General features: G+C 38.2%; 10 protein-coding genes, 1 riboswitch and 1 other annotated feature. Of the genes, 9 read left to right on the top strand and 1 reads right to left on the bottom strand.

The genetic code is table 11. The features are described from left to right. The first annotated feature begins 550 nt into the window (after nt 1–550). The 4 genes from ltrA to J5J03_RS14120 all read left to right on the top strand — a co-directional run bounded on the left by ltrA (nt 551) and on the right by J5J03_RS14120 (nt 6,242). Nucleotides 551–1,810, top strand: a complete 1,260-nt coding sequence (gene ltrA, locus J5J03_RS14135) for a group II intron reverse transcriptase/maturase (protein WP_208585947.1) — start codon at nt 551–553, stop codon at nt 1,808–1,810. Nucleotides 1,811–2,057: 247 nt separating this feature from the next. Next, nucleotides 2,058–3,731, top strand: coding sequence for a dihydroxy-acid dehydratase (ilvD, locus tag J5J03_RS14130; RefSeq protein WP_208590374.1), 1,674 nt, complete (start codon nt 2,058–2,060; stop codon nt 3,729–3,731). Nucleotides 3,732–4,104: 373 nt separating this feature from the next. Next, nucleotides 4,105–5,061 (top strand): stage VI sporulation protein D, encoded by a 957-nt coding sequence (gene spoVID, locus J5J03_RS14125; RefSeq protein ID WP_208590373.1) that lies wholly within the window; start codon nt 4,105–4,107, stop codon nt 5,059–5,061. Between the two features lie 164 nt (nt 5,062–5,225). Then, nucleotides 5,226–6,242, top strand: a complete 1,017-nt coding sequence (locus J5J03_RS14120) for a phosphotransferase (protein WP_208590372.1) — start codon at nt 5,226–5,228, stop codon at nt 6,240–6,242. A gap of 4 nt (nt 6,243–6,246) precedes the next feature. On the opposite strand, the gene J5J03_RS14115 is transcribed toward J5J03_RS14120, so the two are convergent. Next, nucleotides 6,247–6,435, bottom strand: coding sequence for a hypothetical protein (locus J5J03_RS14115; protein ID WP_083939002.1), 189 nt, complete (start codon nt 6,433–6,435; stop codon nt 6,247–6,249). A 399-nt stretch (nt 6,436–6,834) separates the two neighbouring features. Further along, a riboswitch (cyclic di-GMP riboswitch) is annotated at nt 6,835–6,923 on the top strand. A gap of 35 nt (nt 6,924–6,958) precedes the next feature. Here J5J03_RS14115 and J5J03_RS14110 point away from each other — a divergent pair. The 5 genes from J5J03_RS14110 to J5J03_RS14090 all read left to right on the top strand — a co-directional run bounded on the left by J5J03_RS14110 (nt 6,959) and on the right by J5J03_RS14090 (nt 13,872). Then, the gene (locus J5J03_RS14110) at nt 6,959–7,093 is read left to right on the top strand and encodes an anti-repressor SinI family protein (RefSeq protein WP_208590371.1); all 135 of its coding nucleotides are present in this window, start codon (nt 6,959–6,961) and stop codon (nt 7,091–7,093) included. Nucleotides 7,094–7,718: 625 nt separating this feature from the next. Beyond that, nucleotides 7,719–8,933: an NAD(P)/FAD-dependent oxidoreductase gene (locus J5J03_RS14105; protein ID WP_208590370.1), complete on the top strand. Its 1,215-nt coding sequence runs from the start codon at nt 7,719–7,721 to the stop codon at nt 8,931–8,933. A 199-nt stretch (nt 8,934–9,132) separates the two neighbouring features. Continuing rightward, a complete protein-coding gene (locus J5J03_RS14100; protein ID WP_208590369.1) occupies nt 9,133–9,771 on the top strand; it encodes an ABC transporter ATP-binding protein in 639 nt (212 codons plus the stop codon). Then, entirely contained in the window at nt 9,768–10,547 is a 780-nt protein-coding gene (locus J5J03_RS14095; RefSeq protein WP_208590368.1) for an ABC transporter permease, read from the top strand. Before J5J03_RS14100 ends, J5J03_RS14095 begins: the two co-directional genes overlap by 4 nt. A gap of 60 nt (nt 10,548–10,607) precedes the next feature. After that, nucleotides 10,608–10,839 (top strand) — a binding site (T-box leader). Between the two features lie 381 nt (nt 10,840–11,220). After that, the gene (locus J5J03_RS14090; protein WP_208590366.1) at nt 11,221–13,872 is read left to right on the top strand and encodes a valine--tRNA ligase; all 2,652 of its coding nucleotides are present in this window, start codon (nt 11,221–11,223) and stop codon (nt 13,870–13,872) included. The last annotated feature ends 211 nt before the right edge of the window (nt 13,873–14,083 follow it).

The following is a 14,083-nucleotide window of genomic DNA, read 5'->3' as shown; positions in this document are numbered from 1 at the left end:
TGGTGTGCCGGGCATGCATCTAAACTCTAGGGTTCAAGTCCCGAACTGGGAAGGCAGTAGTACCAGTTAGCCAAGGACAAGGGTGTCTAGGGCGACCTAGAATCTGAAGGAAGTCGGAGGCAAATTCCCGCCTTGAGGAACACGAACTTCATAGAAGGCTATTTATACTTGGATGAGACTGCCAAACACATCAAAGTCCATACTGCCGAAGGGTATAGGTAGTAAATGAAGCAAGGATATGGGGAGGAAGTGTAGATGCTTACCCCGGGAGGTCTGATAGCAAAGCGGTACACTTACCGTAACCGGATGTGTGAACATTCACTGAACTATCAGAAGTCAGCAGAAGCCATAGTACCTGTTTCTTCTAGAGGAACAGGGAAGGGCGGAATCAGGAAAGGAACATGATCACTTGGGATACGTATGGTTTGATGAAGCAGAAACACAAGTTCCTTCCTCATGGAGGAAACGGTGAATCCCGTGGGGGACATGAGAAGGGTGGAGAACACATACCACATAAAGAGAACGATCATGTACGTAGGAGAGAGAACGAATGTTAAAACAAATACTGTCACGAGAGAATCTACTACAAGCTATATGGCGTGTAGAAAAGAATAAAGGAAGCCACGGAATCGACCAAATGCCCGTACAAAACCTACGAGTGCATTTGAAAGAGAACTGGACAATCCTCAAGCAACAATTGGAAACAGGAACCTATCAACCTCAACCGGTCCGTCGAGTCGAAATCCCGAAACCAGACGGTGGAAAGAGGAAGCTAGGGATTCCAACCGTGACAGATCGCTTTCTACAACAAGCGATCGCACAAGTGTTGACCAAAGTATATGACCCGCAGTTTTCGGACCATAGTTATGGATTTCGTCCCCAAAGGCGAGGTCATGACGCGGTGAGGAAAGCAAGAGGGTATATACAAGAAGGCTGTCGTTGGGTAGTAGATATGGATCTAGAGAAATTCTTTGATAAAGTACATCATGATCGTTTAATGCGCACCCTGAGCAAACGGATTAACGATCCAAGAGTGCTGACATTAATCCGTCGCTATCTACAAGCAGGAGTCATGGAGCAAGGACTTGTTCAGTCGAACACAGAAGGAACACCACAAGGTGGCCCGTTAAGTCCTTTACTCTCTAATATTGTCTTAGATGAATGGGACAAAGAATTGGAGCGCAGAGGACTGCACTTCGTCCGTTATGCGGATGATTGTCAAATCTACGTTCGTTCCAAAAGAGCAGGACAGAGAGTCAGACAAAACATGACGGAATTCCTGGAAGGAAAACTAAAGCTGAAAGTGAATCAACAAAAGAGTGCGATTGATCGTCCATGGAGACGAAAATTTCTAGGATTCTCCTTCACCAGTCACAAGAAGAGACCAAAGGTTCGCATACCAAAAGAGAGTATTAAGAGGCTCAAAGATCGAATCCGTTCCTTAACATCAAGGAAAGAAAACATCAGTATGGAGACCAGAATCGAACGATTAAATCGGTACTTAATCGGTTGGATAGGATATTACCAATTGACCGAGGCACCAAGTGTTCTGAAACAGATAGATAGTTGGATCCAACGTAGACTCCGCATGATTCGATGGAAAGAATGGAAGTTGGTCAAGACAAGGTATCGAGAATTACAAAGGTTCGGTGTGAAGAAGGAGAAAGCGTGGGAATGGGCCAACACAAGGAAAGCCTATTGGCGGATTGCGAACAGCCCCATTTTACACAGAACCCTCGGCAACCGATATTGGGGAAGCCAAGGACTAGAAAGTTTGTTTATTCGTTATCAATTTTCACGTATGACTTGAATGAAATCGCCAAATACGGAACCGTATGTTTGGTGATGTGAGAGGGTCGGAGGTTAGTCACCTCCCCCTATCTCGATTCATATAAGTGCGCGATAAATAAACAAAATCACCCGATATCACTTCCATAAAATACATCCTCATCAACTATTGTATGAAGTTTCTTCTATTTTTGTCGTACAACTATATTGACAGCAGACAACATACGATTTAAAATACATTAAACAAATAAAATAAGGGGTGTGTACAGATGAGAAGAAGTGATACGATAAAAATCGGGGTTGATCGTGCTCCTCATCGTAGTCTTTTATATGCTACGGGAAAGGTAAAAGCGAAAGATTTAGGGAAACCATTTATTGGTGTTTGCAATTCTTATATTGATATTATTCCTGGACATGTACATTTACGTGAGTTTGCAGATGTCGTAAAAGAAGCAATCATTGAAGCTGGCGGTATTCCATTTGAATTCAATACTATTGGGGTGGATGATGGAATTGCGATGGGACATATCGGAATGCGTTATTCCTTACCAAGTCGTGAATTAATTGCAGACAGTGCTGAAACGGTTATTAATGCGCATTGGTTTGATGGCGTATTTTATATTCCAAACTGTGACAAAATCACACCTGGTATGTTAATGGCGGCAGCTCGTACGAACGTACCCTCCGTCTTCGTTTCCGGTGGTCCAATGGAAGCTGGTACAAGTTCTAGCGGAAAACAACTTTCATTGTCATCTGTTTTCGAAGGTGTTGGTGCATATAAATCAGGTAAGATGACGGAAGAAGAATTTAACGATATTGAAAAAAATGCTTGTCCAACTTGTGGATCTTGTTCAGGTATGTTCACAGCAAATTCCATGAACTGCTTGATGGAAATGTTAGGTGTAGCACTACCTGGGAATGGTTCTGTTGTTGCCACAAGCGATAAGCGTAAAGAATTGATACGTGAAGCGGCAAAACATTTGGTTCGTATGATTGAAGAAGATGTTAAACCGCGTGATATCATTACAAAAGAAGCGATTGATGATGCGTTCGCACTTGATATGGCGATGGGTGGATCTACAAATACAGTACTGCATACATTAGCTATTGCCAGAGAAGCTGGAATAGATTATGACCTTGAAAAGATTAACAAAATTGCAGCACGTGTTCCATATCTTGCGAAGATTATGCCTGCATCTGATATTTCCATGGATGATATCAATAAAGCTGGAGGCGTTAGTGCCATTATTAACGAATTAACGAAAATCCCTAATGCTATTCATCCGGATCGCTTAACGATAACAGGTAAGTCAATGGGCGAACTTGTTAATGGATATGACATTACAAATGAACAAGTTATTCGTCCAAAAGATAATCCATACAGTCCGGTAGGAGGATTATCCATTTTATATGGCAATCTTGCTCCAGAAGGTGCTGTCATTAAAGTTGGTGCTGTTGACCCTGCTATTAAAGTATTTGAAGGAGAAGCTATTGTTTTTGATTCTCAAGAAGAAGCACAAGAAGCGATTGATAATGGAGCTGTAAGAGAAGGACATGTTGTAGTTATTCGTTATGAAGGACCTAAAGGTGGTCCGGGAATGCCAGAAATGTTAGCTCCTACTTCGGCTATTATGGGCCGAGGTTTAGGCAGTACAGTGGCTCTTCTAACAGATGGGCGTTTCTCAGGTGCATCTCGTGGTATTTCCATTGGACATATTTCCCCAGAAGCTGCAGAAGGTGGACCAATTGCATTAATTGAAAATGGGGACGTTGTGGTTATAGATTTACCAAATCGAATACTAAATGTTAAAGTATCGGATGAAGTCTTAGGTGAACGTAGAAAATCACTAGAACCCTTTGAGCCTAAAATCAAACAAGGTTGGTTAGGAAGGTATTCAAAACTTGTAACAAATGCTTCTAAAGGCGGTGTGATGAGCATATAATTTGATTTCATAAATGAGTTTAATAGAATAATAAAGTTTTACTCATTAAGCAATCTTTTAATTAGAAAATAAACGTTTGGATGAAAGAGTTCCAAACGTTTATTTAATTATTTCGTACTGATAGGGTTGGTTGTCTAATATTCATTATTTGTCAGCTAGTATGAAATGTATACGAACTGAGGGAAAAATAACCAGACAACAACAGGTTTTGAATAAAATGTAAAAGTACTGTTTCACCTCTTTATACTACATAGCAGTTCAAGAAAATAACCAAACTGAAAGATACTGAGCAAGCATATTTCTCATGCTACCTACATATAGTTTATTGAGATGCTAGTACGCCTTAGCTAAGCAAAGGAAAGGGGGAAGTGCTTTGCAAGAAGCCTTTACATTTAATATTCATGAAGCAATAGCTTTTGACAAGGATCAGCTAATCCAGGAAATGTTAGGTATTGGATTAGAGCCGGTAATTTCAATGGAGGAAATAGGTAACACACTTTCCATTAGAGGAGTAATGGAACTGAAAGGAGAGTATATTAAAAGCGATGCTCCTAGGGAAAGTGAAGTTCGCCAAACAGACGCAACCTTTGTTGAACGAGTAGAATCATTGTCTGACGAAGTTAATGAATTTTTCCATAAGTTCCTTATTGATGTATCGATTCCAATGGAGAGAATCCCTTCATTAGATGAGGTCTCAATTGAAGTAGATCATTTTGATTATACATTAGTATCTGCTAATGAAATGGCCATCGAAGCAACGCTCGCTATTCAAGGTATTGAAGAACCGCAAGTTGAAACAGGTATTCAAGAAGAAGAAGATACTCTACCATCATTTGAAGAGAATCGTATTGAGGAAGAACCACAAGAAGAGGAAGAAGATACATTCCATTTAGAAATAGAAGAAGAGTTGAATGATCAAACAGAAGAAGAAAAAGTGGTAGATATTAGCAGTGTGCGAAATGATTCTGAAACCGTTGAACAAGAAGATAGTATAGATGAACAGGAAGAGGGCTTAGTAAGAGAGGCGGAAGATGACCTTGTATTGGAAAGTGATGAGGAAGAAGAGGAAAATGTAGAAGAAATACTGCATGTCCAAGCAAAAGAAGAGCGGACAAATGACACATCCTATTTATTGAATATTTTTGCTGGTGAAGAAAGTGCTAGCTATACTCGATTAAAATTATATATCGTGCAACCTGATGATCAGATGCAAACTATCGCTGAGCGTTATCAAGTGTCTCCTAGACAAATCATGAGAACGAATCGTCTAGAAGAAGAGGATATATCGGCAGGTCAATTGATTTATATTCCTATACCCTCAGAAGATTAAGATCTAATCCCTTGGTCCAGTCAAGGGATTTTTTGTTTCTATGTTACGAAAGGAAAAAATTTCAAAATTAAAGTAGTGAATTCCTTTTTCACAGTTGATTCTGAAGTCGCTACATTTCTGAAACAAGCGTTCTGAGCTTTCAATTTTTAAAAGGAGGAAGACAAATGGAGTGGTCACAAATAATTGAAGCATATCAATTACAGCCGGAGGAAATTGAGCAAGTGACAGAAAGAGTGTTTAAAATAAAGGCAAACTCCCAACATTATGCTCTAAAGAAGTCAAGGTTAGATCCAGATGACTTAGGGAGATGGCAAGCGATTCAACAATATATACAACAAAAACAGATATTGGGATTTATCCCCATTTATTATGCCAAAAATAATCAACCATTTGTACATGATCAAGATCAAATTTATTATCTGATGCCATGGGTAGAACAGGATTATACGGATCAGCCTATTGATGAATATGCTTCTGTTATTCATGCAATAGGACGTTTACATGCTGCAACGATGGATTATCATCAGATTGCACCATTGAAACAAAACAAAGTTGGTATGGAACAGCAATTTCAGCAAGAATTATCCACCTATCGGGACCAAATGTTAAAGTACGTTCGTTATTTTGAAGCAAAGCGGTTTATGTCCCCTTATGAGTTGCAAATTTGCATGTATTATCGTGATATAGAACAAACATTTAATCAGCTAGAAAGGTGGCAAGAAATTTATTTAGATGTAATGGAAGAAACAAACGAGATGAAATATACCTTATGTCATGGAAATATACGACCTTCTCACTATGTGATCACACAAGCAAACACATATTTCTTGAATTGGGAAGATGCATTGATGACATCTCCGACCTATGATTTAGCAAATTATTATCAATATTTATTTCAATTTCATGATTGTGATATGGGGAAAGTGACAGACTCTTTTTCTATCTATTGTCGTTATATTGACTTATCGGATTATGAAAAATCTTTATTAGTTTTACAATTACTGTCGCCAATTAATTGGTTTCACGAAGTATTTACAAGTGTGCAATCATCCAGAAATAAAAATAATGTAAATTGCTCCATCAAAATTGAGCAGGAATATCGTAAGTTATTATTTGGATTACAGCTTCAAGATTTTATCTATAAAACATTAAAGTCAGAGCAATTTGAAGAAACGTATTAGCGCATTATATCCATTCTAATTGAAAGGCAATCAGAATACCAATTAGAATTCCTAACAATAAAACATCAAACGTTGTTGGTATAAAGATTGTTCGTATCCCCTGGAAGATCACGATTGGCAGTGTGCATCGTTCACAAATTAATATCCATTCTCGAGCCCAAGGTGGTAGACGATAACGATAATAACGAGACAAAGAATCACCTCATTCACGATATAATAATTCGTTATATTGTAGCTTATGCAGTAAAATTAGAATTGTACCCAAAAAGAAAGTTTTAAATAAATTCATTTTATAAAACAGGTAAAAAAGCTTCTACAAACGTACTAAAGTAGTTATCTAGTTCAATTTTCTCAAAATTTTATAGATATGCAGGAATATGATTGATGTGTATCGAATATATACTAGATAATAGGTACTATAGATTCGTCAAAATCTATTGTTATTTTTTAGGGGGGGTATTTTAGCGGTAGTGTATTCTTTAAGAATGATATAAAAAAGCTACTGATATAGTAAAATTTAAGCAAGTGATAAGAAAATAAGGGCTTGAGTTTTATACTAACTGTTATGTTAGTTGTATAGTGGATAGATATATTCAGAAAAAGGCAAACCTATTGAGAGATAGGGACGCAAAGTTACAGGTCCGTATAAGGCATATGTTTTCGGATGGCTGAGCTGCCTGAAATACAGTAGTGTATTTTAGGAGGGGAATACGTTTATGCCAACAAAAGTAAACGTGGATTGTGAATGGATTTACTTGATCGCAAAAGCGAAAGCGGAAGGTTACACAGTAGAAGAAGTTCGAGAATTCCTAAAACAGAATAAATGCAAGTCCAACGTACAACCAAACTAATAATAAAACCCTACAAAATAGGGTTTTTTATTTTTGAGGTAGGAAAGTGTATAACCATAGGTATAGATTTCAATACTATTTTTTAGCACTTTTAGGGGATAACCAAGTTTCTAGCTCTCGCATATGTTTTAGAGTAGCACTTAGCGAAGGCCACCATTTCCACTCCTAAGGGATTCGTTTGACCTGAGGATCCAATTTTTTGGGGGGTTTTTGCTCGGAATAGTTAAACCCTACGGAAAGAGGAGTGGTGGTCAAGCTGTTCAAAGATTTCATTACTACCAATGTAATTGATATCTACTTAGTATTTAATGATGGACCGGTGGGGTTTGCTGGTTTTTCTTACTAAAACAAGTGTAGTATTCTGCCTGAGCGATACGCCAGTATTCTCAATGAAAACCGTTGTATAGCTACACTAAAGAGAATGGTCATTAGTTCGTCGTCCATATAATACACATGTTTGACTAATATTACAGTTAAAAGCATTTGTTTTTTAGGGGATGGTTTATTAGACTGAAAATGGCAATTTTGATATACTGACAGCGATCGATATGATACATACAAATCGTTTAAAAGGTGAAAACTATCGTAGTTTATGATGGATCTATAACAAGAAGGGAAGGATTCGATGATAGGAAACAGACCTAAAATAGTTGTACTTGGGGCAGGCTATGCAGGAATGATGACAACTAAACGATTAACACAACAATTTGCACCAGAAGAAGCGGATATTACATTAGTCAACAAACACAATTATCATTACCAAACAACATGGTTACATGAAGTAGCTGCAGGAACAATTGATGTCAATCGCTCTCGAATTATGATTTCCGATGTCATTAATACTCGGCGCGTGAATTTTGTACATGATACAGTGGTGAAAATTAATAAAGAAGCCAAAACAGTTCAATTAGAAAATGGCGAAATTAGTTATGATTATTTAGTGATTGGACTAGGTTTTGAAAAAGCGACATTTGGTATTCCTGGTATGGAAGAGCATGCTTTTTCGATTCAGAGTGTCGACACGAGTCGTATGATTCGAGATCATATTGAATATCAGTTTGCTCGTTACCGTAATCAAAAAAATCCAGATCCAAGTATGTTAACGATTGTTGTAGGTGGTGCTGGTTTCACCGGTATCGAATTTTTAGGTGAGTTAGCAGAACGAATTCCGCTATTATGTAAAAAATATGATATACCGCGTCAAGACGTAAAGATCATTGATGTTGAAGCAATGCCAACCATTTTACCTGGTTTTGATGAAGAGTTATTAAGTTATGCGAAAGAATCATTGGAATACCGTGGTATCGAATTTAAGCTTGGTACCATGATTAAAGAAGTGAAAGCAGACTCTGTTGTTGTAGGGGAAGATGAAGAGGAAATTAAAGCAGGTACGATAGTTTGGACTGGTGGTGTACAAGCTAATCGTATTGTCGGAGAATCCGGTTTTGAATTAACAAAAGGTAAAGTCAATGTAGATGCAACATTACTCGCTCCAGGACATGATGAAGTCTTTATCTTAGGTGATTGTGCCTGGGTGATGAATAACGAAACTGGAAAACCATACCCACCTACAGCCCAAATTGCCATACAGGAAGCAGATGTTTGTGCACATAATATTAAAACTATGATTTATGGCGGAACATTACAAGAGTTTAAATTCGATGATAAAGGAACGGTTGCATCTTTAGGTGGAAGTGATGCAATGGGTACTGTATTTGACGGCAATAAATTATATGGTATGCAGGCAAAAGTGATGAAAAATGTGATTGATGACCGTTACTTGTTCTTATTAGGTGGGCCGATGCTCGTGCTGAAAAAAGGTAAATTCCGTCCATTTTAACAGAACTATCAAAGAGGAGGAAGTCAAATGAAAAATACACTATTTTACACATTATTAACGGTAGTTGCGACCATAGCATATGTATTTGTTTCTAGGAAAATGGAAGATAAGCGAGATTTTCGCTGAAAATTGTGAGCAGATACAACTGGGTGTCTGCTCTATTTACATTACATAGACCTAGCACTTTGGAGGAGACGCCATGTTTTCAATTAAACAATTGGTTTTTAAAGATATAATTACGGTTAACAAATTAGAAATTAAATCAGGTAAAATCTACTGCTTATTTGGAGAAAGTGGCAGTGGTAAATCTACCTTATTAAAAATGTTTAACAGTATGCTTACTCCAGATCAGGGCATCATTGCTTATAAAGACCAATCAATCACAGATGTAGACCCTGTTCAATTAAGAAGAGAAGTGGTAATGCTTGGACAGGACCCAGTTGTATTCGACGGAACGGTTCGTGATAACCTTTTAATAGGATTACAATTTGCAGATAAAGCAGATGTTGAAGATCAGGTATTGATCGATTTATTAAAAGACTTACATCTGAAAAAAGATTTAGATAAAGAAGCTGACAAATTATCCGGTGGTGAACAACAAAGGTTAGCAGTTGGACGTGTGCTTTTGATGAATGCCGAAGTCTACTTGATGGACGAACCTACTTCTGCTCTTGATGAAGAAACGGAAACAGCGGTTATGGACTTATTTACAAAGAAAATCCGTGACGCTGGGAAAACGGCAATCATGGTTACACATTCAAAAGAAGTCGCAGAAAAATATAGTGATGAGATTATCTATATGAATGACATTGTAACGAATGAGGGTGCTCTTTCATGAACGAAATGCTAGAAATTACGATATGGCAGCTCGTTACCGCTTATATTTTTATAGTCATTCTATTAGCGATTGTTCGCTGGCGTAAAATCCCGCGAGAGAAAGAGATCATAATTGCTACACTAAGAATGACGATACAACTTGTATTAGTTGGTTATGTACTCATGTTTATTTTTGAAAATGAGAAAATGATTTACTCGATTATCGTTATTATTATTATGGAAACATTTGCCGTTTACAATATTTATAAACGCACAAAACAAACATTAAGCAGCGAGTTAAAGAAAATTATTGCTATTTCAATGGTGTCTGGCACATTATTTGCCTTTCTTTATTTTGATTTTATAGTTGTTCAGTTTTCACCATGGTATGATCCTCGTTATTTCATACCGATTGCAGGTATGTTAATCGGAAACTCTATGACTGGTATTACACTTGGAGTTAGCTCTTTAGTTGAAGGCTTCAGCTCACGTAAGAAGGAAGTGGAAGCAGCATTGATGTTAGGAGCGCCGCCGAATAAAGCATCCCAGGGTATTGTTAATCACGCTTTTGATTCAGCGATCTTACCGACGATCAACAGTATGGTCGGAATGGGAATTGTTTTCTTACCGGGAATGATGACTGGGGTTATCTTGTCTGGGGCAGGTCCAATGGATGCGATCAAATATCAAATTGCCATTATGCTTGGTATCACTGGCAGTGTTTCGTTATCCGTTATTTTATTTTTATACTTTGGCTATAAAACATTTTTTAATAAACATGCACAATTGAAATTATAATTAAACTTGACTTCTTTGTTTCCTTTTGGATAAAATAGCATATAACGAACCATAATCTAGTCAGATGCGATGATGAGGAGGAGTACTTCACACTGTTCGCAAGAGAGGAAGACCCGCAGGCTGAAAGGTTTTCTCGAAAAAAGGTGAAGGAAGGTAGCCTCTGATGCAGCTTTACTGAACATGACAAGTAGGTAAAAGCCGGTGAGATCCGTTATCTTCTGCTGAGCGTATAAGTAACATTACTTATAAACAAAGGTGGCACCGCGGAAACCCAATCCTTTTCGTCCTTTACACAAGGCCGAAAAGGATTTTTTTATGCCGAAGTGGAGAAGATGTGCATTATCTATCTACTGCGAAATAAAGTGGATCCGAGGTGAATTTTGGCTAAGCGCGGACATTTGTTCCGTTATTTGTAACAAAAGTACTGTTTTTAGGGTGGTCGCGGACATCTATTCCGCTATTCATCGAAAATGGTGCTCATTTAAGCCAAAATGAACCAAATAAGGGATTCAATGTCCGCTAACATCGAAAAACAGGTGATTTTTAGTCAAATAACGCACTAAATGTCCGCACGAAAAATGTTAGCACCAAGACAAATTTTCACTAGTTCGCAGTAGTTATCTATTGTGAAGCTTGTGTCTATTACCGTTAGTAAATATAAGGAGGAATAAAAATGTCACAACACCAGGAAGTTAATTTACCGCCGAAGTATGATCCAACTGCAGTTGAGAAGGGGCGTTATAACACATGGGTAGAAGGAAAATATTTTGAGGCAGAACGAAACAAAGAGAAGGAACCTTTTACGATCGTAATCCCACCACCAAACGTAACCGGTAAATTACACATCGGTCATGCATGGGACACGACACTACAGGATATCATTACAAGAATAAAAAGAATGCAAGGCTATGATGTTCTCTATTTACCAGGAATGGACCATGCAGGTATCGCAACCCAATCAAAAGTAGAAGCAAAACTACGTGAAGAAGGCTTATCTCGTTATGATTTAGGTAGAGAGAAGTTCCTCGATAAAGCATGGGACTGGAAAGAAGAATACGCAGGCTTTATTCGCGAACAATGGGCAAAATTAGGACTAGGTCTTGACTACTCACGGGAACGATTTACTTTAGATGAAGGTTTATCTGATGCGGTTAACGAAGTATTTGTCACATTGTATGAGAAAGGGCTTATCTATCGCGGAGAGTATATTATTAATTGGGATCCTGCTACTAAAACAGCCCTTTCAGATATTGAAGTAATTTATAAAGACGTACAAGGTCACTTCTATCATATGAAGTATCCATTAGCAGATGGATCAGGACATATTGAAGTGGCAACAACAAGACCAGAAACAATGCTTGGAGATACAGCAGTAGCTGTTCACCCAGATGATGAAAGGTATCAAGATCTGATTGGCAAGAAGGTAAAGCTTCCAATTGTCGGGCGTGAAATGGAGATTGTGGCAGATGATTATGTGGATATGGAATTTGGTTCAGGTGCAGTAAAAATAACACCTGCGCACGATCCGAATGACTTTGAAATTGGTAATCGCCATAAACTGGAACGTGTACTTGTAATGAACGAAGACGGTACAATGAATGAGAATGCTGGTAAATATCAAGGCATGGATCGATTTGAATGTCGTAAACAGATTATCAAAGACCTTCAAGACCAAGGTGTTCTGTTCAAAATTGAAGAACATATGCATTCAGTAGGTCACTCGGAACGCAGCAATGCAGTAGTCGAACCATATTTGTCGACACAATGGTTTGTTGACATGCAGCCATTGGCAGATGCTGCAATTGAACTTCAAAAAGCTTCCGATGATAAAAAAGTACATTTTGTACCGGATCGTTTTGAAAAAACATACCTTAGATGGATGGAAAATATCCGTGACTGGTGTATTTCTAGACAACTATGGTGGGGACACCGTATTCCTGCCTGGTATCATAAAGAAACAGGTGAAATGTATGTAGGTAAGGAAGCACCTGAAGATATGGAAAACTGGGAACAAGATCAAGATGTACTGGATACTTGGTTTTCCTCAGCATTATGGCCATTTTCAACATTAAACTGGCCAAATATAGAGGATGAAGATTTTAATCATTTCTTCCCAACTAATGTATTAGTTACGGGATATGATATTATCTTTTTCTGGGTATCTCGGATGATTTTCCAATCGGTTGAGTTTAATGATCAACGTCCGTTTAAAGATGTATTGATTCATGGGTTAGTTCGTGATGCAGAAGGACGCAAAATGAGTAAATCACTTGGTAATGGTGTTGATCCTATGGAAGTGATTGATGAGTATGGAGCAGACTCCTTACGTTACTTCTTGGCAACTGGGTCAAGTCCTGGACAGGATTTACGTTTCCATTGGGAAAAAGTAGAATCGACATGGAATTTTGTTAACAAAATATGGAATGCATCACGTTTTGCTTTAATGAACATGGATGGTTTAACTTATGATGAGATCGATTTATCTGGTGAAAAGTCTGTCGCAGATGAATGGATTTTGACAAGACTTAACGAAACGATCGAACAAGTGACAAGACAAGTTGATAAATATGACTTTGGTGAGGCGGGACGTTACCTTTACAACTTTATTTGGGACGACTTCTGTGACTGGTATATTGAGATGGCGAAATTACCACTTTATGGGGAGGATGAACGAGCAAAATTAACAACACGTTCGATCTTAGCTTACGTGTTAGATCAAACCATGCGCATGCTTCATCCATTTATGCCTTTTGTGACGGAAGAAATCTGGCAACAGCTACCTCACAAAGGTGAGTCCATTGTAAGAGCAGCGTGGCCAACGGTAGATAACAGGTTAACGAATGAAGAATCTTCTGAGATGATGAAGCAACTAGTAGCGATTATTCGTTCTGTTCGTAATATTCGTGCCGAAGTGGATACACCAATGTCGAAGGAAATTCCTATCATCGTTCTAGCTAGTGATGAAGCGGTGAAGAAACAGTTAGAAGCGAATCGCATTTATTTAGATCGTTTCTGTAACCCAAGTGAATTAACGATTGATACAAACGTTGTGGTGCCAGACAAAGCAATGTCAGCAGTTGTTACTGGTGCGGAGCTATTTTTACCGTTAGAAGGCTTAATCGACATTAACAAAGAGCTTACACGTCTTCAAGGGGAATTGGATAAATTAAACAAAGAAGTAGAGCGTGTTGATAAGAAACTAGCGAATGAAGGATTTGTTAGCAAGGCTCCTGCTAATGTAGTAGAAGCGGAAAAAGAAAAGCAAAAAGATTACATGGAAAAGAGAGAAAAAGTACAAGCGAGAATTCAAGAACTACAGAAATAACCAAAGCAGAGGCTGTCAATGGCAGCCTCTTTTTCACAATCATAAGAATATAAAGTGAGACTATGATCAAGTGAGGGGTTAACCCCAACTGTTAGCATCTGTTGTGTTACTTGAAGGGGGAAGTGGGGGTCCAACAGACGTTTAGCACCGTGATAAAATATATAATCTGTGAAAAAACATAGACAAGGAATTGAATTAGAATTATTGCTTA

The organism is Gracilibacillus suaedae, assembly GCF_017599345.1.
GTDB lineage: Bacteria > Bacillota > Bacilli > Bacillales > Amphibacillaceae > Gracilibacillus > Gracilibacillus suaedae.
This window is presented reverse-complemented; position numbering and strand designations above follow the sequence as displayed.

What these genes read in the sequence shown, in the direction of transcription:
- J5J03_RS14100 (WP_208590369.1), top strand. Translation starts at nt 9,133, where the DNA reads ATGTTTTCAATTAAACAATTGGTTTTTAAAGATATAATTACGGTTAAC.
- J5J03_RS14090 (WP_208590366.1), top strand. Translation starts at nt 11,221, where the DNA reads ATGTCACAACACCAGGAAGTTAATTTACCGCCGAAGTATGATCCAACT.
- J5J03_RS14110 (WP_208590371.1), top strand. Translation starts at nt 6,959, where the DNA reads ATGCCAACAAAAGTAAACGTGGATTGTGAATGGATTTACTTGATCGCA.
- J5J03_RS14095 (WP_208590368.1), top strand. Translation starts at nt 9,768, where the DNA reads ATGAACGAAATGCTAGAAATTACGATATGGCAGCTCGTTACCGCTTAT.
- J5J03_RS14105 (WP_208590370.1), top strand. Translation starts at nt 7,719, where the DNA reads ATGATAGGAAACAGACCTAAAATAGTTGTACTTGGGGCAGGCTATGCA.
- J5J03_RS14120 (WP_208590372.1), top strand. Translation starts at nt 5,226, where the DNA reads ATGGAGTGGTCACAAATAATTGAAGCATATCAATTACAGCCGGAGGAA.
- ilvD (WP_208590374.1), top strand. Translation starts at nt 2,058, where the DNA reads ATGAGAAGAAGTGATACGATAAAAATCGGGGTTGATCGTGCTCCTCAT.
- ltrA (WP_208585947.1), top strand. Translation starts at nt 551, where the DNA reads ATGTTAAAACAAATACTGTCACGAGAGAATCTACTACAAGCTATATGG.